Source organism: Lentilactobacillus hilgardii DSM 20176 = ATCC 8290 (assembly GCF_000159315.1).
Classification (GTDB): Bacteria; Bacillota; Bacilli; order Lactobacillales; family Lactobacillaceae; genus Lentilactobacillus; species Lentilactobacillus hilgardii.
In genome coordinates, this window is record NZ_GG669994.1 from 291,773 (window position 1) to 313,092 (window position 21,320).

The 21,320-nt window shown below is 40.2% G+C and carries 23 protein-coding genes; 16 read left to right on the forward strand and 7 right to left on the reverse strand.

Annotation, left to right across the window (positions count from 1 at the left end; all coding sequences use genetic code 11):
* Window position 1 precedes the first annotated feature (1 nt).
* Window positions 2–1,210 (forward strand): MFS transporter, encoded by a 1,209-nt coding sequence (locus HMPREF0519_RS08600; protein WP_003635512.1) that lies wholly within the window; start codon window positions 2–4, stop codon window positions 1,208–1,210.
* 75 nt (window positions 1,211–1,285) lie between these two features.
* Here the strand turns inward: HMPREF0519_RS08600 and HMPREF0519_RS08605 are convergent, their stop codons facing one another.
* Window positions 1,286–1,624, reverse strand: coding sequence for a hypothetical protein (locus tag HMPREF0519_RS08605; RefSeq protein ID WP_003635515.1), 339 nt, complete (start codon window positions 1,622–1,624; stop codon window positions 1,286–1,288).
* 155 nt (window positions 1,625–1,779) lie between these two features.
* Here HMPREF0519_RS08605 and HMPREF0519_RS08610 point away from each other — a divergent pair, with 155 nt between their 5' ends.
* From HMPREF0519_RS08610 to HMPREF0519_RS08620, 3 genes are read left to right on the forward strand one after another with little or no spacing between them, the layout of a single operon-like run.
* Window positions 1,780–2,196 carry a hypothetical protein gene (locus HMPREF0519_RS08610; protein ID WP_003635517.1) on the forward strand — a complete coding sequence of 139 codons (417 nt, stop codon included), beginning with the start codon at window positions 1,780–1,782 and terminating at the stop codon, window positions 2,194–2,196.
* A gap of 37 nt (window positions 2,197–2,233) precedes the next feature.
* On the forward strand, window positions 2,234–2,542 hold the full coding sequence (locus HMPREF0519_RS08615) for a DMT family transporter (RefSeq protein ID WP_404803282.1): 309 nt from the start codon (window positions 2,234–2,236) through the stop codon (window positions 2,540–2,542).
* A gap of 18 nt (window positions 2,543–2,560) precedes the next feature.
* Window positions 2,561–2,965 (forward strand): hypothetical protein, encoded by a 405-nt coding sequence (locus HMPREF0519_RS08620; RefSeq protein ID WP_225441284.1) that lies wholly within the window; start codon window positions 2,561–2,563, stop codon window positions 2,963–2,965.
* A 97-nt stretch (window positions 2,966–3,062) separates the two neighbouring features.
* On the opposite strand, the gene HMPREF0519_RS08625 is transcribed toward HMPREF0519_RS08620, so the two are convergent.
* The 3 genes from HMPREF0519_RS08625 to HMPREF0519_RS08635 form a co-directional block, all read right to left on the reverse strand.
* Window positions 3,063–3,974, reverse strand: a complete 912-nt coding sequence (locus tag HMPREF0519_RS08625) for a proline-specific peptidase family protein (RefSeq protein ID WP_003559293.1) — start codon at window positions 3,972–3,974, stop codon at window positions 3,063–3,065.
* A gap of 53 nt (window positions 3,975–4,027) precedes the next feature.
* On the reverse strand, window positions 4,028–6,460 hold the full coding sequence (locus HMPREF0519_RS08630; RefSeq protein WP_225428981.1) for a Xaa-Pro dipeptidyl-peptidase: 2,433 nt from the start codon (window positions 6,458–6,460) through the stop codon (window positions 4,028–4,030).
* Between the two features lie 658 nt (window positions 6,461–7,118).
* Complete coding sequence (locus HMPREF0519_RS08635) at window positions 7,119–7,319, reverse strand: cold-shock protein (RefSeq protein WP_003559297.1); 201 nt, start codon at window positions 7,317–7,319, stop codon at window positions 7,119–7,121.
* A 363-nt stretch (window positions 7,320–7,682) separates the two neighbouring features.
* Between HMPREF0519_RS08635 and HMPREF0519_RS08640 the strand changes: the two genes are divergently transcribed.
* The 11 genes from HMPREF0519_RS08640 to HMPREF0519_RS08690 all read left to right on the forward strand — a co-directional run bounded on the left by HMPREF0519_RS08640 (window position 7,683) and on the right by HMPREF0519_RS08690 (window position 16,245).
* Window positions 7,683–8,432 (forward strand): SDR family NAD(P)-dependent oxidoreductase, encoded by a 750-nt coding sequence (locus HMPREF0519_RS08640; RefSeq protein ID WP_003635524.1) that lies wholly within the window; start codon window positions 7,683–7,685, stop codon window positions 8,430–8,432.
* 61 nt (window positions 8,433–8,493) lie between these two features.
* Window positions 8,494–9,642 (forward strand): cation:proton antiporter, encoded by a 1,149-nt coding sequence (locus HMPREF0519_RS08645; protein ID WP_003635525.1) that lies wholly within the window; start codon window positions 8,494–8,496, stop codon window positions 9,640–9,642.
* Between the two features lie 43 nt (window positions 9,643–9,685).
* Window positions 9,686–10,114: a bis(5'-nucleosyl)-tetraphosphatase gene (locus HMPREF0519_RS08650; protein WP_003635528.1), complete on the forward strand. Its 429-nt coding sequence runs from the start codon at window positions 9,686–9,688 to the stop codon at window positions 10,112–10,114.
* A gap of 6 nt (window positions 10,115–10,120) precedes the next feature.
* Window positions 10,121–10,684, forward strand: coding sequence for a guanylate kinase (locus tag HMPREF0519_RS08655; protein WP_003559306.1), 564 nt, complete (start codon window positions 10,121–10,123; stop codon window positions 10,682–10,684).
* Between the two features lie 103 nt (window positions 10,685–10,787).
* Entirely contained in the window at window positions 10,788–11,231 is a 444-nt protein-coding gene (locus tag HMPREF0519_RS08660) for a Fur family transcriptional regulator (RefSeq protein ID WP_003635530.1), read from the forward strand.
* Window positions 11,232–11,306: 75 nt separating this feature from the next.
* Window positions 11,307–11,969, forward strand: coding sequence for a hypothetical protein (locus HMPREF0519_RS08665; protein WP_003635531.1), 663 nt, complete (start codon window positions 11,307–11,309; stop codon window positions 11,967–11,969).
* Window positions 11,969–12,805, forward strand: a complete 837-nt coding sequence (locus tag HMPREF0519_RS08670) for a DUF6681 family protein (RefSeq protein ID WP_003559311.1) — start codon at window positions 11,969–11,971, stop codon at window positions 12,803–12,805. The genes HMPREF0519_RS08665 and HMPREF0519_RS08670 overlap by 1 nt, the downstream gene beginning before the upstream one ends.
* 484 nt (window positions 12,806–13,289) lie before the next feature.
* A complete protein-coding gene (locus HMPREF0519_RS08675) occupies window positions 13,290–14,030 on the forward strand; it encodes an amino acid ABC transporter ATP-binding protein (RefSeq protein WP_003559315.1) in 741 nt (246 codons plus the stop codon).
* A 23-nt stretch (window positions 14,031–14,053) separates the two neighbouring features.
* The gene (locus HMPREF0519_RS08680) at window positions 14,054–14,887 is read left to right on the forward strand and encodes a transporter substrate-binding domain-containing protein (protein ID WP_003559317.1); all 834 of its coding nucleotides are present in this window, start codon (window positions 14,054–14,056) and stop codon (window positions 14,885–14,887) included.
* The gene (locus HMPREF0519_RS08685; protein WP_003559319.1) at window positions 14,884–15,522 is read left to right on the forward strand and encodes an amino acid ABC transporter permease; all 639 of its coding nucleotides are present in this window, start codon (window positions 14,884–14,886) and stop codon (window positions 15,520–15,522) included. Before HMPREF0519_RS08680 ends, HMPREF0519_RS08685 begins: the two co-directional genes overlap by 4 nt.
* 15 nt (window positions 15,523–15,537) lie before the next feature.
* Window positions 15,538–16,245, forward strand: coding sequence for an amino acid ABC transporter permease (locus HMPREF0519_RS08690; RefSeq protein WP_003559321.1), 708 nt, complete (start codon window positions 15,538–15,540; stop codon window positions 16,243–16,245).
* Window positions 16,246–16,348: 103 nt separating this feature from the next.
* Here the strand turns inward: HMPREF0519_RS08690 and HMPREF0519_RS08695 are convergent, their stop codons facing one another.
* From HMPREF0519_RS08695 to hflX, 3 genes are all read right to left on the reverse strand, one after another.
* The gene (locus HMPREF0519_RS08695; protein WP_003559323.1) at window positions 16,349–17,032 is read right to left on the reverse strand and encodes an MgtC/SapB family protein; all 684 of its coding nucleotides are present in this window, start codon (window positions 17,030–17,032) and stop codon (window positions 16,349–16,351) included.
* Window positions 17,033–17,232: 200 nt separating this feature from the next.
* A complete protein-coding gene (locus HMPREF0519_RS08700; RefSeq protein WP_003559325.1) occupies window positions 17,233–18,636 on the reverse strand; it encodes an APC family permease in 1,404 nt (467 codons plus the stop codon).
* A gap of 52 nt (window positions 18,637–18,688) precedes the next feature.
* Window positions 18,689–19,972, reverse strand: coding sequence for a GTPase HflX (gene hflX / locus HMPREF0519_RS08705; RefSeq protein ID WP_003635537.1), 1,284 nt, complete (start codon window positions 19,970–19,972; stop codon window positions 18,689–18,691).
* Between the two features lie 607 nt (window positions 19,973–20,579).
* Between hflX and HMPREF0519_RS13080 the strand changes: the two genes are divergently transcribed.
* Entirely contained in the window at window positions 20,580–21,044 is a 465-nt protein-coding gene (locus tag HMPREF0519_RS13080; protein ID WP_003635539.1) for an ABC transporter substrate-binding protein, read from the forward strand.
* Window positions 21,045–21,320 lie beyond the last annotated feature (276 nt).

The following is a 21,320-nucleotide window of genomic DNA, read 5'->3' on the forward strand; positions in this document are numbered from 1 at the left end:
CATGGAAACTAAGGTAAAAAGAAGCTACTTTTCGCTGATTTTCAGCCCTTTTGCTTCTCAACTGGGGTCGGCGATTTATTTGTTGGGCCTTAATTGGCTGATTGTGCGAATGACCGGTAATACGAAGTTGCTTGGCATTATTGAAGGCATCGGCGGCATCGGTTTTTTATTGGGGGACCTTTTAGTTGGGCGACTTGTAGACCAATATAATCGAAAGGTTGTTTTAGTAGGAACCGATTTGATGTCGGCACTGATGTGTTTGGCCGGCGGTATCATCGTTGATAATCAAAAGCCTCAAATTTGGCTTTTATTGACAATTACGTTCGTACTGAATTTAATGCTGGCAATTAATTTTCCAGCAGCCAAAGCCATTGCACCGGAAATAATTGATAATGCCGGTTTACAGCGGTTCAACGCAATTGCCAATATGTTCTTTAATTTTGCAAGCGTTCTCGCACCACTAATTGGTGGGGTATTGCTGGCAATTAAAAGTATTGAATTCAATGAATTCTTAATGATTAATGCGATGTCATTTGTGATTGCAATCCTGTTGAATTTGTTGATTTCATATCAGCCAACTAAGAGACTGGCGGATCAAGAACCACAGTCAATCTTAAAAAGTAATTTAATCGGGTTTGCTTACGTAAAAAAACACCCAAAATTAATCATGAATCTGTTTTCAATGGCTATTTTTAACTTTTGTTTTGCGGGTTATTTATTAGTAGCACCGTATATCAGCAGTCACTTTTTTGGCGGCCGTTCGGAAAATTACAGTTTGTTTTTAACTATATATGCAGTTGGTGGCTTAATTGGCGGGATTTGGCTGACACTTGAAAAACGAACCGTTTCAATTAGAGTGATCTACTATGAAGAATTATTTTACGGGACCGTGCTGATTATTTGTGGGACGTTTTTGTCTTTTTTTACTTGGATTTTGATTGCGTTGATTTGTGGCATTGTCCAAGCCAGATTCTTCGGTAGTATAACGACATTGATTCAAAACGAAACCGATTTGGAATTCTTAGGACGGGTTTTCGGGTTAACCTATCTGTGCTTTGACGGCATTCAACCACTTGGAAATTTTTTGTTTGGCTTTTTTATTAGTAGCTGGCAACATTGGACGTACGTGGTGATAGGTATCTTTTTAATTGTGCCGTTTGGCATCATGTTATATTTTGAACGACAGGCGGGCCAGAGAAAAGCTGATTAATGACTCTGTCAAAAAGAAAGAGGCCTTTAAATCACAGCTGTAAAGTGATTTGAAAGCTTCTTTTTTAATGGCAAATCATTTTTCGTAATACTGTTTGATAAAATTATTTAAAATCCAATCATCACGATCCGACACACTGCCAATGTAATCAGCTCTTTGAAGCGCGGTTTTTTCGACTGGCAATGCGTGACCGATATCAACGAATGTTGGTCCTTGCAAGCCGGACAATTGCCAATCTTTTAAGGGATAGAACCGATTCAATTCGTTAGCGCCACCGTCAATTAATTTAAAAAAGCAGCATTGTGAATCTGATGATGCTACAAAATCAGGCCGATTCTTTCCTTCCATTGCAGTTGTGTATGGGATGTAAACACCCTTGACGTTATCGACTTGATAAATCTTTGTTCTGGTCATAATTTATTCCTCAGCTTTCTTAAGTCCTATTTGGGACCTTATAGTTATTAAATACGAGAAATAAACCAGTTTTCTTGACTATTTTTTAAATCCAGAAAAGAATTTCTCTGTTATGATGATCATTGAAGACTAAATTTTTGGAGGAAAAGTAAGGCATGACGCAAAACAAGCAAGTTCAATATGATCTTCAACTTATCAAAAATTGGCAGCGACAACTCCACTACACTGATGATCAGGTTCAAGCAGTGATTCAAGTTGATGATTATTCAACGTTTATTAACGGACACGCAGCAGTCGGGGAGTATGATCCGGCAGCTGACAGGTTCAGAAAAGTGGCTTTTAAGAAACTGATGCCGAATTTGGATATGCGTTCGGCTTATTTATTGAATGGTATTAAATTTGAAATTCATGATTTGGCCTTAACGCCAACGAAGGTTCAATTGATTACCGGTGTTTCAACCGAAGAATATGATCACTTTCTTGCAGGGGAGTCGGATCGATTGGTTTATGAAAATGCTTTTGACAGAATGGGTGTTTACTATTATCAACAGGTGGGCAATCGGCTCGGCTGATATTAAACGGAGGAAAGCTTATGGGGAGTACTTGTTCTTGTTGCTCGCTATCTTGGGTGAGTTATTAGGCACCAGTCTGTTAAGGGCCTCAGAAGGATTCAGTGTGTTGCTGCCAACAGTTGGTGCAATTGTTTCCTATATGCCGTGCCTGTATTTCTTGGCGTTATCAATGAAAACGGTGAATCTAAATATTGCCTATGCAATCTGGTGTGGCATCGGCATGGTATTGACAACCATTATTGCAGTTTATATTTGGAAAGAACCGGTTAACCTGGCAAGCTTCTTGGGGATTGGCTTGATCCTGATGGGGACGGTCATTTTGAGCCTGCATGGCGCAGGACATTGATTAATGTCGGATTGGGGGATGATTTTTTTGACGTTTGCTTGGCATTATAGTTTGTTGAAGAACCTGCCAATAGTGTTATTCGGAATAGCAGCGTCTTTTTGTGATTTGCTTTTTGAGTTTGATTGGTTGCAATTTGTTGCTTTAGCAACTGGTTTAATTGTTTTTTCAACTTTTTATTATCAAATCATGATGAAAAGTTACTATAAAAGAAAGCCTCGGAACAATCCAAAGAACAGGACGGCTAGCATTAGTTACACAACGCTGATTGTCACAATACTGATATTAGAGTTAACAGTTGTGTGGTTTGCGCCCGCACAAGAAATCGGTATAATCAGCGTCTGGTTTCTGGTTATCTTACTGTTCACCGAAGACGGTTTCACATATGTTGATGGAGATATAGAGAAGCATCGTTTGAATCGATAAAATCATTTTAGTCATGACATAAAAAATAATCTGAGATTAAGTCCAATCAAGAACTGATAGATATCAGTTTATAACCGGGTTAATCTCAGATTATTTTTTATTGATTAAACGTATTATTTTCAACCTGACGGATAAAGTCTGCCAAATGCTTATAGTAAACATCCGGGTTATCAACCATGTGGTGATGACCACCTTCGGGAGTAGAAACAAACTTGGCATTTGGAATCATGTCAGCCATTCGCTTACCGGTTTCAATCGGCATTGTTTCGTGTTCACCAAAGGTTACCAGCGTTGGGACTTTAATGTTCTTAAGGTGATCGGTAAAGTTCCATTCGGCTAATTTACCGGTAATGACAAACTCGTTGTCGCCTTGGAAGGCACCGTAAATATCATTGTTGGTCACATCGATTAGGTGGGAAAGCTTTGAAGGTTGTTTTCGATCAATGTAGCCTTTATTCAAGATATCAACATAGGATTGATATTTGTCATTATCATAATCGTTATTTGCTTCGCATTTCTTCATATAGGCAACTTGATCGGGCGTTAGGGCTTCCTCACGAACCTGTTCCAGATGTTTGGTGTAGTCGTCGATTCGGTCAACCATCGAAGACACAATGGCACCCTTTAAATGCATGCCATACTTTTCAGCATATTCCTGGACTAATAAGCCACCCCATGATTGGCCGATTAAGTAGAAATTATCCAAGCCTAACTTATCACGAACTTCGTCAACTTCATCCAAGAAATACTCGTAAGTTAAGATATCTTTGCGCACTTTTGGATCACTGAAATCAGGACTGTCTGAATACCATGATCCTAATTGATCGTACATTGTGACCTGAACGTTAAGCCCCTGCTTTTTTAATTGTTGAGCAGCGTCTTCCCAATACTCATGTTCGCCACCGGGACCACCATGAAGGGCTAACAGGTGAATATCACCCTCGCCCTGTGTGTTGGTCCATAAATGATAGCCGTTATCCAAAGTAATGATTTTGGTTCCTTGTTTCATTCAAATCACCGTACTTTCTAAAATTTGTTTGATTAATCATAATGATAACACTTCTATTTAGCGTTCGCATCACTGGATAAAAATGGTATTTCAAGCTTCGATTCGTCCAGAGCAACAGTGTAAGTGATGTCTTGGTTGCCGCGAATGGTGTAATCCATATCGGTTGCGTAAATAATAATCCCGAGTTGATGTCCTGCCAGCAATCGCCAGAAAGTTGGCTGAAATGCCAATTCAACTGTATAGTACTGACCGGGTTTAAGATCATCGACTCGGTACGAATTCTGACGGTTCTGCATATTCATATGGGCATCGGTAAACTTCTTGTAGGTTGACGCTTTTTTCTCAAAGGTAAATTCCCTTAGGTTATCTTTACGCCAGTTATAGCCGGTGATAATTTTTTGAGCGGCCAGGACTTGGGGAACGGCCGTTAATCGTTTGGCTTTCCCGTAATCGACCAAAGCAGCGCTCAACAAACCAACATTTTCACTGCTGGCCGCTGTAAGGGTTAATTTGGCCTGCCCATCAACGATCAGATCTTTTTTCAATGGTTCTGAAATCAATTGAATGGCGTGTTTATCCATTTTGGTGTGTGATTTAGTAAAGAGTGCTCGCCGCCATTTAGCGGTATCTTTGACATAGTTTTTGAACAGATCATCATCCAAATGATCACTAAAGACGTTATTCTCATTTAAATTAGTAAAGCGGGAATCGCTTAATGAATACGTGTCAGCGGAAGGATTGCCCCAATCTTGATAGGTGTGCCAGGTTTCCGGTTCGGCATTATCCTGAACCAACACGTCCGGCAGGATATCGTTAGCGTTGTTTTGAACGTCATATAATTTATTGGATAGCCATAAATTAACCAAATCAGTGTAATCAACCGAACGGAAGTTGTTCAGGTACTCATGTTGCCCTTGGTGCAAAATCAGCTTTTGGGTGATCGCTTCCTTTTTTAAACGGTTGCGTAAATTCCAGACGTGGGACAATTTAACATTCCAGTCATTTAGACCATGAACCAGTAACATATCGCATTTGATATTGACATGTTTAAGCAGATTTCTGGCATCCCAGAATGAATTATAATTGCCGGTATCCCGATCCTGACCGCTGGTTAACTTTTTAAGTTGATCCAGCCAAGTATCCTTAATCTTCAAATAGTCGGCTGCCGATTGTTCCAGGCTAAATGTTAATTCACCAAGAACGTCGGTATCTTCGCCCTGAAAACCACCGGGAGCGACAACCAAACCGTTTTCCCGATAGTAATCATAATAATTGGAAATTCCGGCTTCAACAACGGCTGTCTTTAAACCGGCAACTCCGGTCATTGCTGCAGCGGTGGATAGTGTTCCTAAATAAGAACGGCCGGTCATACCAACGTTACCATTACTCCACCAAGCCTTGATTCCGATTTGATCGGTTCGATTGGTAAAGGCAGTCCGATCACCATGCAGCCACTCAATAATCGCGGTAGCTGACAATGTTTCGGCACGGGTACCGGTTGTCCGCACGCCATCGGAATCCTTGGTACCGACACCTGATGAATAAACAACGGCAAACCCGCGCGCCAGAAAATAGTCATTTAACGAATAAGTCCATGTTTTGACAAATGTTTCTTCGGCAACGTCGGTATCACCATTAACCCTTCGGGGTGCCGGAAGTTCCGATTGCACGTCACTGGCCTGAATATCTTCGTAGGTTAACTGGTTAGGTTGCTTTCTGCTAAGCGGATGATTGACATCATGGGTGAGTTTATCTGCAGCTTCGTCATTTGTTCCCTGATCGTATGGGCTGGCGGTGAAAACGGTAGGGACTTTTAAACCATCTTCGGTATTGGCGGGACGAATGATTTCGGTCTTTAATAAATCCCGTTGATCGTCACGGTCGGTATCCAGCGGTGCTTCAACGTAAACCACGTCATGAATGAGGTTGCTGGTATCAAACACTGCTTGTGCTTTTCCATTAAAAAAGAGGGGACGGTTTAAGTTTTGATCGTCGTAAAATTGGGCGTAATAACCTTCGCCTGCCAAATAGTCAATTAATGTCTGGCCGAATTTCGTGCGGGTATTTAATAGACGATACCAAGCGTCCACCAACTGTTCACGACTTAATTGATCGTCGACATCGGCGATTGGCAATTTGAGCTGGGTCATTGCAGCAAATGGATGGTCCAATTCGAAGTCCAAGCCAACCTGAAAGCCCAGTAGTTGAAGGGCAACATTATAAAAGGCTGTTTTGGTAACAATGCTTTGGGTGGTGGTGTAATCATAGGCGTTAAGTGTAGCCGTTGCCATGAGATTGGTGACTTTTTGAATTCGAACGGCCCGACTCTGTCGCTTCTCCATAAAGGATTTCAATAATAAGGCGCGATACAGCATCACCGGATCGGCCATCTTTTGCGTTCTGGCCGACAAGAAACGGCTATTGGCCAGTTCTTTAACAATTTGATGATGAGGTGTGGGTACATATGCAAATTGATTGATTTTCAAAAAGGATACCTCCAAATAATGATAGTGTGAAAGTTTTCAGAACACATTAGAAAAGAACTGTTGGCGTATGGATAACGTTCTGAATAATTTCTAGTTAGCAATATTATACCTTGATTTGTGGGTTGGGAGAAGTTGCCGAAGCCACAAAACGGTATTTATGAATGCGAGTAGTTGGTTTTTCGATACAGAAACGGTGTTTTTAATAAATGCGTGAGTGAAAAAGGTCAGGGCAAAACAGATTATAAAAATACCTGTCGTATTTCGGAGTATTATGCGTTGAATTGAGTAATATGTTTAAAAAAATCATTCTGAAGACACCTTTTATAATTAGAAATTTAGAAATCTCTTAATTGCGTACCCTGATCGAAATCGCTTTAAATTGCAGAACGAAGTATTAACGTTATCGTCCACAAGCTTGGCAGAAAGAGTTGCAGAAAGTTCTTATAACTTAACGTCCGAAATGTCTAAACAAAGTTAACTGAAATTAGGCGACACATTGTCGACATTTGACCGACAATGTGTCGCCTAGAAAAGATAGATAATATTACTTTAACTTTAGAACTATGCCTTAAATTATTATGATAATTCTTCGAATACGTAAAATTTTATGTAAAAGAAAAAGCCCCTCACAGGAGGCTTTTATTACTTTGATTTAACTTTAAGCAGGTGTAACGTTAGCTGCTTGTAAGCCACGGTCGCCTTTTTCAACATCAAGGGTAACTTTTTGACCTTCTTCAAGAGTCTTGAAGCCATCAGCGTTGATTGCTGAGAAATGAACGAATACGTCTGATCCGTTTTCAAGAGTGATAAAACCGTAACCTTTGTCGCCATTAAACCATTTAACTGTACCTTGTTCCATAAGATGAAACCTCCGTGCGCTGTGCGCAATTATAAATTTTGCATTTGAAACTTTTGAAGTAAGGAGACATCTTTGAAAACGCCGTACCAAATTTCGAAGTTAACCAATACATTGATGGTAACTATACAGGTATCCTGGATAAATAGCAAGCATTATTAACCGATTATTGTGTTATTTTCAAAAATGTCATTGATGAATCACATACAGAGTAAGGATTACACGCTTAAAAATAATTTTGAAACAATTTAGAAATGAACCGAAAAAGTAAGTCTGCCAAACTTCCCTACAAAATTAATTAGTGTGATCGGAGGTTGTTTAAAGAAGATATAATAAAATAAAGCGATAGGAAGGAAGCCTTTATCAATGGCAAAACAACTGACAACATTAATTACCGGTGCGGATAAGGGAATTGGATTTCAAACAGCGTTGGAATTGGGTAAGAGGGGACACCATGTCTTGGTTGGTGCGCGAGACGTTGATCGGGGAAAAGAAGCGGTTGACCGATTAACAAAGAATGGGATAATCGCTGACCTACTTAAAATTGATGTGACTGATCGGACAACCATTCAAGCAGCGGCAAGTCAGGTTATGACTAAATTCGGTTATCTTGATGTTTTGATCAACAATGCCGGTGTGGCTCTGGATCAGCATCAACCGGCTTCCAAGCTGTCAACTGAAGTCATGCAAAACGACTTTAAAGTTAACTTTTTTGGTGCGGTTGATGTGATTCAAGCCTTTTTACCTTTATTAAAGAAAGCCGATACTGCAAAGATTATTAACGTTTCCAGTAATATGGGCTCACTTGGGTTGGCAACCAATTCTGCTTCTCAATTTTATGGTGTAAATTCCTTAGGGTACCAGGCATCCAAGGCAGCCTTGAACTTTGCCACGATTTGTTTTGCTAAAGAATTGGCCGACACAACTATAACGGTTAATTCGGTTAACCCGGGTTGGACAGCAACCGAATTTGGCGGTCGTGACTTAAAGCAGTCGATACCATCCGGGATGCAGTCGGTTAAGACCGGAGAGGCTCAAATTGTAAAATTGGCGAGTGATCCTGAAAATAAAATAACGATGACATTCACTGAAAATCAGGGGACATTACCGTGGTGAGAATTCAGCTTGAGATGGTATGATAAAAGTAATGATTTATTAAACGAAAGGCGGGTGTTGAATGGGGTATATTGGACAGATTGCGTTAATTCTAATTGCAACATTACTAGCAGGTGCGATCAGCCAGAGATTGACAATGCCGGCGGTCATTGGTCAGCTTTTGGTCGGTGTTGTATTAGGCCCAGGTGTTTTTAATGTTCTTCAGAATACCGAGTTAATGCATGCCGGGTCTGAAATTGGCGTCATTATGTTGATGTTTATTGCCGGGATTGAAAGTGATTTGGATTTATTGAAAAAGTATTTTAAACCGGCGATGAATGTTGCGATGATTGGGGTGCTCTTCCCGATGATTGTTTTTTACGGTTACGGGCAACTAATGGGACAGTCATTTGAAAAGGCGATTTTTTGGGGTGTGATCTTTGCTGCCACATCGGTTTCGATTAGTGTTGAAGTGCTTCGGGAATATAATAGCCTAAATACAAAAGAGGGTGCCACGATTCTTGGTGCCGCGGTGGTTGATGATATTATTGCGGTTATCCTGCTGAGCATTTTTGTAAGTGCGTTTGGCGTGGGTGATTCTCAAAAGATGAATTTGGTACAGTCAACACTGTTTCAGTTGCTGTACTTTGCTGGTGTCGTTGTCCTCGTTAAGTGGTTGGCACCGATTATCCTGAGAGTGGCCAAACGGCTGCCTGTACGTGGGGCAGTACCAATTACATCGCTGTTTCTGTGCCTTTCCATGGCATGGGTGGCGGATACAATCGGATTAAGTTCGGTTGTCGGCGCATTTTTTGCGGGCGTGGCTGTATCACAAACCGATTTTCAAGATGAGGTATCGGATAGTATCAGTTCAGTTGGCTATACATTCTTTATTCCGATCTTTTTTGTGAGTATCGGATTGGATATGACGTTTGGCGGTCTGCTTCATAACTTGGGCTTTGTTATTGTGATGACCTTGCTGGCAATTGTGACCAAATTATTTGGTGGTGCTATTGGTGCGGCGATAACGAAAATGAATTGGCATTCGGCATTTGCGATTGGTTCAGGAATGGTGTCACGGGGCGAAATGGCTCTGATTATTGCCCAAATCGGGTTGTCTGCTCATTTATTGGTAACAAATCTATATTCGGAAATTATTATCGTTATCGTTTTATCAACCATTATTGCTCCAATGCTATTAAAATGGAGTTTAAAGAAGACCGGTGCATAGGTCGGACTTTTGAAAAGTTGAGATATTGAGAGGAGAGAGTGACATGGTTACTGAATTTGCAAGCGGCGCCGTTGTCTACAACGTTCAGGACGGTGAGATCTGTTATCTGTTGTTACAAAGTGCGACTGATGATTTTTGGGGATTGCCGAAGGGGCATGTGGAACCTTACGAAAATTTAATTCAGACGGCGGTTCGGGAGATTAAGGAAGAAACAAGTTTGGATACGCGTATCGATGCCAAGTTTAAAGAGACAATCGATTATGATATGAAAAACGGGCACCACAAGACGGTTACTTTCTTTGTCAGTAAAGTTGCTCCCAATGTTTCGGTTACCCGCCAAGTTGAGGAAATTAATTCGTTTGGCTGGTTTAATTACAAAGATGCCTACGATAAATTAACATATGACAATTTAAGACAACTGTTAAAAGATGCGGACAGATACATTCGAACTAAAGAAGGAATCGGGGATTAGTGTGCAATGGAAAATCGAGTTTTTGTGATTACCGGTGCAGCCGGGAGTGGGAAAACCACGATTCGAAATTATTTACATGATAAGTATGGCATGCCACGTGTGATTACGCATACAACACGACCACCCCGGGAAAACGAAAAGAATGGCGTTGACTATTATTTCGAAACAAAGGACTCTTTTTCTCATAACCATTATTTAGAATCGGTTTTGTACGCGGGCAATTACTATGGGTCATCGTATGAAGGATTGGAGAATGCGTGGCAGAAAAAGTCGTGTGCCTGTATTGTATTGGATGGTGCGGGTGCAGTGACTTATAAGCGTAAACTGGGCGAAAAAGCGGTCATTATTTTCTTAAAAGTAGGGGATACCGAAATTCTAAAAAAACGGATGGAAATTCGCGGTGATGATACAACAATGGTTGCCAAACGCGTTAAGAGTGAGGAATATGCACGTGATTTGGAAATGCCTACCCAGTTGAAAGGAAAAGCATTCGAAATTTTGAATACGGATCTAAAACGGACTAAGGCACAAGTTGACAAGATTGTCGCTAAGTATCCACACGAGGGATAGAATGTTGTTGAGAAGCGTCCTTTATGTTACTATTAATTGTATAGTAAACAGTAATCATTACTAATGTGTAACTCTTGTCAAATGAAAAGTAAAGGTGATTTCAATGCCTGCAGCAATTGAAGAAGCAATGCGTCTATTAAAAACTAATAATTTTAAAATAACCAAACAGCGTAAAGCCATGCTGGAGTATCTTGTCGACACAGCCACCAAACGTTTTGTCGAGGTTACCAGCATTGATGATTTTATGCGGCAAACATTTCCAAAGATGAGTCATAATACCATTTATCGCAATATTTCAGAATTTGCAGATCTGGGAATTGTTGAACGCCAGATACAGGGTGATCGGGCTTCAGTGAAGTTTCAGTGCGATTTTCAACACGAACATCATCACCACTTTATTTGTAGCAACTGCGGCAAAGTCATTGAATTAAAAGATTGTCCACTAAGTGATGCTATCACAACACAACTTGGCGGATGTGAAATTACCGGGCATCTTTTTCAAATCTATGGTCTTTGTCCCGAGTGCGCTAATTTAAAGAATAATTAATCAAAAATTCAAGATTTGTTGATAAAATTGTGCGATAATGTGGTTTACTAATTTAGAGAATAGGAAGTTTTTTGAATGGATAATAGAATTCCGCCATTAGTAACGCCATTTGCAATCTTATCGATTTGTTTGGCACTTGGAGCGACTAACGTAGTGGCTAATAAAGTCACGGGAACTAGTGAGGGAACGCCTACCTCCACTCAAACGACCAGCCAAAAGAATATGACCAATTCGATTTATGGTAAAACGACTCCTAAAAAGGATGATACCATCAATAACGATAAGGCCAAAGAATCTTCAGAGAAGGCTAAGGAGTCTTCGGAAAAGGCTGCAAAAGAATCGTCGCTTAAAGAAAAACAAAAACAATCGTCATCTGCTAAGAAAGCATCATCCGACGCTAATGAAAGCAGCGATACGAATACGGATGATACATCCAGCAGTGATAACGGTACAACCGGTACGACAACCAAGAAGTCGGGAACTACGACAAATAAGTCAAATACAAACTCGAAGTCGAATACGGGGACAACCAAAAAATCCAACAATACAACTGGGAACACTGGGACAACTGGCGATACAAATAAAGATAATACGACTGATAATCAGACAACCGGGCAAACTAACGATGGCAACACCGGTAATACAGGAACAACAACCAATAATAGCCCGACAAATTCCACAGGTACAAATAATGACGATACGACAACTCAACAGAATACGACTGGAGGTGGTCAATAATGTTTAGTTTTCTGGATATGATTAATCATTACCTTGGCTACTTCAATATTAACGTTGCGGTTAAAAGTCGAATTTATACGGTCCTGGGATTTTTAGGCAACATCTATTTGTTTTATATCAGCTTTCGGTTTTTACAAAATAAATTCTACTCAAAGGGCTTTCTAATTTTAGCGGTCTCAATTATTTTGTTGTACTTTTTAATTTGTAATTTCTTTTACTATTTTACGAAGAAGCAGCCGTGGTTTGATATTTCCCCAAAACTAGCGAGAATGTTGCATCTTCAGCCTCATGAAAAAGAAATTCAGGCAAACTCCAAGATGGGCAACACAGTGATTCAGGAACCATATAATCGTCAAGATAATGCAGCGAATGGGATCTTTGACGAGCAGCACGTTTTGCCGGCTAAAATTGATGTGTCACCGTCCGAACAGATGAATCTCAATCGATTGGTCGCCCAAATGCAGCAGCAACAGCTTTTTCGAGCTGATTATAATGGCATGGATGATCGAAAACTTTACGAACTGTTGAAGATTAATGGCGGCAAGCCGATTTATGCAATTGGCAAGGGTGTTATGATGCCTTATTTTGAGATGAGACATCAGAATAACGCGTTGATTGTATATGCGGGATTGAATCAAGCTGAGATTTATCCGGTAGGTTCGATCAAGCGGGTTGGCCTACAGTCAATTCGGTCGATTGACCTTTCTGATTTGAAACTTTATTTGGCTTCTGCTGAATTATTTGGCGGACCATATAAAGAAATCGGCCGGGTTGGGGTCCTTGAGCACACCCAGAATTACACGTTACGGGTAAGTGTCGCTTATAAGAAACTCTGATAGATGAGAAACGGTTAATATTAAAATATAACGTTAAGAAGTTTGGGACATCGTTTGTTCCGAACTTCTTTTTGATTGGCAAAAATACGAAGGAAAAAGGTACTTTTGAACATACACATGTCAGACTTTGATTCAATATTCAATAGCCGATTTCTATGCTTGTTATGATGTGTTTTGAACACTTTTTCTGCGTTCTCTTTTCTTTTTACGAAAATTCCTGTAAAATTGTTATACATTAGATAATTTTAACGATCTTTTTCTTTTTCACATTTTGATACAATCAGTTCGAGTGTTGAACTGTTAATCTATCACAGCGGTGTTTCATAGCAAAATAACGGTTAAACAAGACGTGGATGACAGGAAATGTTACATGCCCCTAAATTTAATGTTACATTTTTTTGACCTCATGTCACTTTTAACCTAAACTGGAGATAGATTCATTCTTAGACAATTCTAATATTGTCTACTATTGGAGGAAAATAACATGGCAATGATCGAATTTCAAGATGTACAAAAGTACTATGGCAATTTCCATGCATTGAAAGATATTAATCTTAAAATTGAAGCAGGTGAGACTGTCGTTTTAATCGGGCCTTCAGGTTCAGGTAAATCTACTTTAATCCGAACGGTTAATGGTTTGGAACGGATTCAAGAAGGAAAATTAATCGTTAACGGACAGGATTTAGCGAACAAAAAGACCGATATTAACCGAATCCGCAAAAATGTTGGGATGGTTTTTCAACATTTTAACTTATATGCAAACAAAACAATTATGGAAAACATTATGTTGGCACCACGGATTGTATTGCACCGTAATGAGGATGAGAATCGAAAGATTGCGTTGGAGCTGTTGGATCAGGTTGGTCTTCGAAGCCAGGCCGAGAAGCTTCCGGCACAGCTTTCAGGTGGCCAACAGCAACGAATCGCAATTGCCCGTTCATTAGCAATGCGTCCAAAATGCTTGCTGTTTGATGAGCCAACCAGTGCCCTTGATCCTGAAATGATTGATGATGTTTTGAACGTTATGAAAGATATTGCCCGTGACTCGGACATGACAATGTTGGTTGTTACCCATGAAATGGGCTTTGCTCGTGAAGTGGCCAACCGGGTTGTCTTCATGGATGACGGTCGCATTTTGGAAGATGACAGCAGTGAAAAGTTCTTTGATGGTGAACCAACCAATGAGCGTGCACGACAATTTCTTGGGAAAATTATCACTCACTAAAACGTCGAATTGGAGGAAACATCATGAGAAAGATCTTATCAAGGGTTGGATTGGTTGTTGCACTACTGATCATGGTTGTTTCACTGGGTGCCTGCAGTAGCACTTCCGGTTCGAAACGCGATGTTCTAAAGGACGACAAACAATCCAATACAATTACTTGGGGTGTTAAAGCCGATACCAAGCTATTCGGTCTTATGGATGTGAAGGATAACCAAATCAAAGGATTTGAAGTTGACCTCGCTAAAGCAATGACCAAAGAGATTCTTGGTAAAAAAGGCAAAGCCCGTTTTATTCAAGTTACAAGTCAGACCCGAATGCCATTACTGGCAAACGGAAATATTGATGCCATTATGGCAACAATGACGATTACACCGCAACGTGCCGAACAGGTTGACTTTTCACGTTCATACTTTGATGCCGGACAAGCAATCCTGGTTAAGGATGGCAGTCCGATTAAAAATGTTCGGAGTCTAAATCGTAAAGGTGCCGTAGTTCTTGGTGTTGTTGGTTCAAACTCAGTTCAAAATATTAAGAAATTCGCACCCAAAGCGCGAGTACTTCAACTGTCTGATTATTCGCAGGCACTAACTGCGTTGAAGTCCGGTCAAGGTGATGCCTTAACAACTGATAACGGTATTCTTTACGGGATGTCAATCGAAAATCCCGGTTATTCCGTTGTTGGCGGGACTTTTACCAAGGAGCCATATGGAATTGCAACAGCCAAAGGTCAACGACCATTTCATAATGCAATTAATCATGCATTGACGAAGGTTGAAAATTCCGGTGAATATAATAAGCTCATCTACAAGTGGTTCCATAATGTTAAGGGCTTTGATATGAAGGGGGCAGAACGATGATAAGCATTTTTCAAAATTATGGTGGTGAATTGCTCACCGGGCTTGGTCAAACGCTCTTATGCAGTATCATTGCGTTAATCTTTGCATTGATTATCGGTTCTGCATTTGCGATTATGGAGACCATGCCAAACAAGTTTGCCCGAGTTGTTGCTCGAGTTTATATTGAAGTCTTTCGAAATATTCCATTATTGGTTATTACAATGTTTTTCTACGTTGTCATTCCAATGTATATCGTTAAGATTAGTGGGTTTGCATCAGGGACCGTTGGACTAACGTTGTATTCTTCAGCATTTATTGCCGAGACGGTTCGTTCAGGAATTCAATCTGTTGATCCCGGACAAATGGAAGGTGCACGTTCAACAGGATTATCTTACTGGCAATCCATGAGGTACATCATTTTACCGCAGGCGTTTCGATACGTTATTCCACCATTGGGTAACCAATTCATCAACTTGGTTAAGAATTCATCGGTCCTGGCCTTCGTTGCCGGCTTTGATTTGATGTATCAGGCAAACGTCATTGCGTCTGATTCATTGCAGAGTATGAGCACGTATATGTGTGTCGGCGTCTTATATTTAATTTTGACGTTGCCGTTGAGTTATTACATGCGTCATCTTGAAAAGAAATTGGCCTAAAGGAGGAATGATAATATGCTAACAGTTTTAGGTGCATATTCATGGGTTAATATCAAGTTCCTTCTAGAGGGAGCCTGGGTAACGATTCTCGTTTCCGTTTGTTCGATTGTCTTGAGTTACATATTCGGTGTAATTCTTGGCGTTACCCGTTACGTTCAAATAAAGTATTTATCAGCGATCGTCGGTTTTGTCATTGATATTATTCGTAACTTACCACTGATCCTGATTATCTTCTTTACCTACTTTGGATTGCCTCATCTTGGCTTTAAACCCGATCCGATTTGGGCTTCAGTTATTGCAATGGCAGTCTTTGAAGCGGCAATGGTTGCCGAAATTGTTCGTGCCGGAATCGTGTCTATTCCGACTGGACAAATGGAAGGTGCCCGTGCAAATGGTTTGTCCTACTGGCAGGCGTTATGGTACATTGTGTTGCCGCAAGCAATTCGAAATATGATTCCAGCGATCGTCAGTCAGTTCATTTCCTTGGTTAAGGATACGTCGTTGGCAACCATTATTGTGTTACCGGATCTAATGAACCATGCACAAATCATTTACGGACAAAATACAAATTATACGATTCCAATGTTTCTTGCACTAGCAGTCATGTACTTCATTGTTTGTTACTCACTATCATTATTCTCGAAGTATCTGGAGAAAAGAATCGGTGGAGGCAACAAGAAGGGTAAAGCCGATGAGGTTGTACAGGATGCAAGTGACGCTTAACTCATTCGACTTAAAATTTTAAAACATTGTGATGGTAGCTGTTATTAGGCTGCATAAAATACAAAAAGATTGACTATCATTTTTTGATAGTCAATCTTTTTGTTTAATCAAGGACTTCAATTTCTTTAACATCGGCAAACTCGCTCATCTTTTTAATAAAATTATTTGAATTAACCTTTTTCTTTAGTCTGACAGTGACTGCCAATGTGAAAGAATCCGGATCGTATTTAACAATTCTCATCTGGATATTTAAACTGCCGAGTGATTTAAGCCTTTCAGGTAATTTCTCCATTTCCGTTAATTGTCCAGCCAGGGTCACCTGCAAACGCAATAGTGACCGATTTGGGTATCTCTTTAGTGCTCGAATTCGGCGGACAATCGTTTGGGTCACTAAGATGCACAATGTTCCGGCAATCCCAATGATGTACATGTCAGCACCCACGGCCAAGCCAATCGCAGCGGTAGCCCAGAGCCCTGCAGCTGTGGTGAGACCGTCAATTTGATTGTTTCGGGTCATAATGGCACCCGCACCGATAAATCCGATACCGGTTACGACACCGGCGGCAATTCTTGAAGGATCCACACCAATGTTGGAATGACCAACCAGATCAAAGAAACCATATTTTGAAATAATCATAAATAAGGCTGAGCCCACAGCAACCAACATGTGGGTTCGAATACCAGCGGTTTTTAGTCGGGATTTTCGTTCGAATCCGACCAATCCACCGCAAACTGCGGCTACCAGTAGTCTAAGAACCCACTCCATTTGATAAAGAATAAAACTCAATTTGTCACCTTCTTGCGTATTGATTCAGTGAATACTATATAATTCCAATGATAAAGGATGCGGAAATTAATTACTAAAATTAGCACCGAAATCTGATTATGATTGGTCAGCCAATCTATAAATTACGATTATTGTGTGCATTAAAAAAGTTGGTATGCATATTTGCATACCAACTCCTTATTAGTCGTAATAATGGAAAATTAACTATTGCTCTTGACACGATTTTCATTAGCGTTATTGTCGTCTTCATCGATTGGTGCGTCTTCGTTTTTCGGTTCAACAATGCCATGTTTTTTGGTTTCGTAATAGAAAACAGGGACACCGACAGCAACAAAGATAAAAGATGTTAAAACGCCTGGGAGGTCTGACATGATTTCACTGACAATCACGAACAGTGAACCACCAATGGCCACAATTGGTGTTAAGGGGAATAGCGGTGTTGAAAAGACGCGATGCTGGTTTGGATTGCGCTTTCTGAGCAGAAAGACACCAACAAAGGCCATTACGTAGAAACAATAGACAGTGAAGATACATAGTTCTGAAAGTCGGTCAGCATTTGAGAAGACAATCATGATAGTCACAATGATTAATTCAGCGATAGTTGAAAAGATTGGTGTGTGTGACTTTGGATGTAAGTATGATAATGTCTTTGAAAAGGGTAATTGATGACGTTTTGCCATAGCATACATGATACGGGGGAACGTCATGACTTTACCGTTCATACAGCCGACAATCGAGATGATGATACCAATGCTCAATATTTTACCACCCACGTTGCCAAAGGCAGTTGTGGCAATGAATGGAATGGCACCAGTACCCATACTGTGAATTTTTTCAGCAGGAATGGCGCGATAAACACCATATGAAACTAACATATAAATGACCAGAACAGCTAGAATACCGAATGTGATTGCTTGTGGCAACAGTTTTCGAGGATTCTTGATTTCACCGCCAAGGTTGGCAATTAAAATCCAGCCATCGAAGGCAAATAACGTTGCTAAAATTGCGACACCAAAGTTTCCTGCAGATTGGTGGACTTCCGAAATGCTTTGACCTAACGCGCCCTGTTTTCCGAAGAATAATCCGAAAATGATTAAAGCGGCAACCGGAACGAGTTTACATAAAGTTGTAATAATAGCAAAAGTTGCACCGTAGCGGTTGGAAAATAGATTTAAGATACCGACCAGAATGATTGCTCCAATAGCAATTAAAGCATTGTATTTACTTGGAAAGCCGAAAAAGTCCGATAGTAAAATAGCAAGGTAGGCACCTAACGATGCGATCATCGCAGGCCCGTAAATGACAATCTGCATCCATCCGGACAGAAATCCCCAGATTCGGCCGTAGATTTTTTCCATGTAAACATAAAGGCCGCCGGTTTCGGGCATTTGGGAGGCGATCTCGGCAATTGTTAAGCCGGCTGTGATGGTTAAAATCCCACCTGCAAGCCAAGCTAAAAGGCCCATGGTAGTTGAACCGGCATCGTCCAGTACAGCTGATTGACGGACAAAGACACCGGCACCGATAATCGTTCCGATTACCAGTGATAACGCTGACCAGAGGCCCAGGTCCCGATCAAGCGACACTTCTTTTTGTTGTTTCATTGGTTTTCTTCCTCTCTTTAATGACTGTGATGGTCAAATGATTAATTGACAATTATTCAGTTGTTAAAAGGTATTTTTCGAATCGTTTGGCATCGACACTGTTTAATTCAGCTGTTACGACGGTGCCGTTTTCGCGATAGTCAGTTTTTAGAATAGTTGTATTGTCGTTTAAATAGGAAACGATGTCTCCCTTGTCAAAAGGAATTAACAAAGAGCGTGTTTGATAATCTTTGAAGACTTTCTCTTTGATAATATTGGCAAGTTCTTTGAGGGATGGCTGATCGGTTGCTGCCATGATCAGGTTGTCACCTTCGCGTGTTGGATAGGCGATATCCATCTTATCGGCTTTATTAAGCGCAACAACCATTGGGATATTATCAACCCCGATTTCCTTCAATGTTTCCTCAGTCGTTTTAATCATCATCTCCCGGTGCGGATCTGAATAATCAACAACTTGAACAAGTAAATCAGCGTTGGTGGCTTCGGCCAAGGTTGATTTAAACGCTTGAACCAACTGATGAGGCAGCTGACTGACAAAGCCGACCGTATCACTCAAAAGAAACGATTTTTGGTCTGGAAGCGATAATTTTCTGACTGATGTATCCAAGGTTGCGAACAGCATATCTTTAACCATGACCTGCTTATCATCATTGTCGCCAAATAAGTTGATCATGCCATTCATGATGGTCGACTTACCGGCGTTGGTGTAACCTACCAAAGCTACCGTTGGCGTGTCGCTCTTATCACGTTGCTTACGCTTAGTTTGATCAGCTTTGCTGGATTCCTTAAGCTCACGATTAACATGGGTGATGCGATTTTCCAATGTTCGCTGGTTTAATTCGTATTGTGACTCACCAGCACCACGGTTGGTAAAACCACCGCCGCTACTGGTACCGGTTTGCTGGTCGAGACGCTGGCTGGCACTGGTATGAAGACGCGGCAGTTGGTATTTTAATTTGGCAAGTTCAACTTGTAGCTTAGCTTCCCGTGATTGGGCCCGGTTGGCGAAGATTTCCAAAATCAAACCGGTCCGGTCAATGATTCTGACTCTGGTTGCCTTTTCGATGTTTCGAATCTGACTGGGTGAGAGTTCATCGTTTGCAACGATTGTGTCAACACCGTCATCGATAACCACTTGAGTGAGTTCTTCAATTTTTCCTTTACCGAAGTAGGTTGCCGGATCAGGTCTATCTAACTTCTGAATCAATGTTTCGACTACTTTCATATTATTAGCTTCGGCCAAGTTGTTCAGCTCGGTCATCGAATAATCAAAACTGTTTGGATGTTGATTAAGCCCGATGGTTACTACTGGTGTCAGTGTTTGTGTTAAGTCCAAATGTGTTCCTCCTCTAAAGTTCGTGTTCAATTATAGCACACAAGTGTAAAAATATAGTGGACAATCTCTTCTTTGACATGACATTGTAATTGTAAGCGATTGACGTAGGATTAAGATTTATTTTAAAAATGAAGAATAACTCGATGATGTTAATAGTAATCTAGTAAATAGCATGGAACATTCGTTTTACTCATGAGTTGGAGTGTACTGAAAAAGCAGTCTATAATTATCCAAATAGTTAATCATATTAATTTAAATTCAACTTAAAATCAATTATGTGCTCATCTTTTAAAATGCATATTTAAAAAAGGTACATAGTTATGAAGATAGGGTCATTTGACAAACAGAGTGGTACAATTGCACTTTCCGTACTGGTGTTACTGGGTGCGAGTTTAACAGTTCACGATCCAAGGAAAGGGAATTAAGGTAGGTCTGACAGAGTAACATGACAACAATGGATATTTCAAAGGTAACAGATCGAATTAGTGCACGGACTTTGAATAACTCTAATGAAGGATTGTTACGAATGGCTTGAAATAAGGAGGCTATTGCGAGTGTAGTAAAAAATTATACGGTTTCAAAATATGGTAAAATCTGGACACTTAATTTGCGACATTCTAAATGGAGCGATGGATCAGCTGTTACGGTTAAGAATTTTGTCTATTTATGGCAGCGGACAGTTAATCTAAAGACAGCAGACCAATATAGTTACATATTGGTAAACATTAAGAACGCCACTAGGCTTAAGTTCGATAAAATGGCATCGTCAAGGCTCGATGTTAAAGCAGATGCCAACTACAAATTAGTGATCACACTTGAAAAAACGACAAAGTGTTTTGACAGATACCGGCTTAAAGGCTTGTTACCGCTGATGTGTCAACTCATAACGGACAGGATTATGTGGATGCGGCCTATGAAAGTAGAATCGAATCTGGCACTTGCAAAGAAATATTGGGCAAAAGTTTTAAGGCAAATCGGTAGGAAACAAGTGACCCTGCTGGTAAACAATGAAAACGTTATGATGAACCGTAAAAGGATTGCATTTTTTCCGAAATTGTCAGAACAGTATTGAGACCAGGTCTATATGAGCGAATAAGCCTCGGCCAATAAATATTTATTTAAGTTTCAGAAAGTTCTCTAAAAATGAAATTAAAATATGATGATATGATATAAATCAATTATTATATGGCTGCCAGATACTTAAAGAAGCTGATGTAATCGTTTATAATAATCGTTACTGTTTGTAAAATAATGAGCAAAAAGTTAATGAACACATTGATTTTAATCAAATTTTAATCTAGTATAGACGCGTATCAAAAATTGATAAATATTTTTGAAGGGAAGCTAC

Excerpts from the sequence above, each read along its gene's own strand:
- HMPREF0519_RS08600 (WP_003635512.1), top strand. The coding sequence starts at position 2 with ATGGAAACTAAGGTAAAAAGAAGCTACTTTTCGCTGATTTTCAGCCCT.
- HMPREF0519_RS08605 (WP_003635515.1), bottom strand. The coding sequence starts at position 1,624 with ATGACCAGAACAAAGATTTATCAAGTCGATAACGTCAAGGGTGTTTAC.
- HMPREF0519_RS08610 (WP_003635517.1), top strand. The coding sequence starts at position 1,780 with ATGACGCAAAACAAGCAAGTTCAATATGATCTTCAACTTATCAAAAAT.
- HMPREF0519_RS08620 (WP_225441284.1), top strand. The coding sequence starts at position 2,561 with ATGATTTTTTTGACGTTTGCTTGGCATTATAGTTTGTTGAAGAACCTG.
- HMPREF0519_RS08625 (WP_003559293.1), bottom strand. The coding sequence starts at position 3,974 with ATGAAACAAGGAACCAAAATCATTACTTTGGATAACGGCTATCATTTA.
- HMPREF0519_RS08635 (WP_003559297.1), bottom strand. The coding sequence starts at position 7,319 with ATGGAACAAGGTACAGTTAAATGGTTTAATGGCGACAAAGGTTACGGT.
- HMPREF0519_RS08640 (WP_003635524.1), top strand. The coding sequence starts at position 7,683 with ATGGCAAAACAACTGACAACATTAATTACCGGTGCGGATAAGGGAATT.
- HMPREF0519_RS08645 (WP_003635525.1), top strand. The coding sequence starts at position 8,494 with ATGGGGTATATTGGACAGATTGCGTTAATTCTAATTGCAACATTACTA.
- HMPREF0519_RS08650 (WP_003635528.1), top strand. The coding sequence starts at position 9,686 with ATGGTTACTGAATTTGCAAGCGGCGCCGTTGTCTACAACGTTCAGGAC.
- HMPREF0519_RS08655 (WP_003559306.1), top strand. The coding sequence starts at position 10,121 with ATGGAAAATCGAGTTTTTGTGATTACCGGTGCAGCCGGGAGTGGGAAA.
- HMPREF0519_RS08660 (WP_003635530.1), top strand. The coding sequence starts at position 10,788 with ATGCCTGCAGCAATTGAAGAAGCAATGCGTCTATTAAAAACTAATAAT.
- HMPREF0519_RS08665 (WP_003635531.1), top strand. The coding sequence starts at position 11,307 with ATGGATAATAGAATTCCGCCATTAGTAACGCCATTTGCAATCTTATCG.
- HMPREF0519_RS08670 (WP_003559311.1), top strand. The coding sequence starts at position 11,969 with ATGTTTAGTTTTCTGGATATGATTAATCATTACCTTGGCTACTTCAAT.
- HMPREF0519_RS08675 (WP_003559315.1), top strand. The coding sequence starts at position 13,290 with ATGGCAATGATCGAATTTCAAGATGTACAAAAGTACTATGGCAATTTC.
- HMPREF0519_RS08680 (WP_003559317.1), top strand. The coding sequence starts at position 14,054 with ATGAGAAAGATCTTATCAAGGGTTGGATTGGTTGTTGCACTACTGATC.
- HMPREF0519_RS08685 (WP_003559319.1), top strand. The coding sequence starts at position 14,884 with ATGATAAGCATTTTTCAAAATTATGGTGGTGAATTGCTCACCGGGCTT.
- HMPREF0519_RS08690 (WP_003559321.1), top strand. The coding sequence starts at position 15,538 with ATGCTAACAGTTTTAGGTGCATATTCATGGGTTAATATCAAGTTCCTT.
- HMPREF0519_RS08700 (WP_003559325.1), bottom strand. The coding sequence starts at position 18,636 with ATGAAACAACAAAAAGAAGTGTCGCTTGATCGGGACCTGGGCCTCTGG.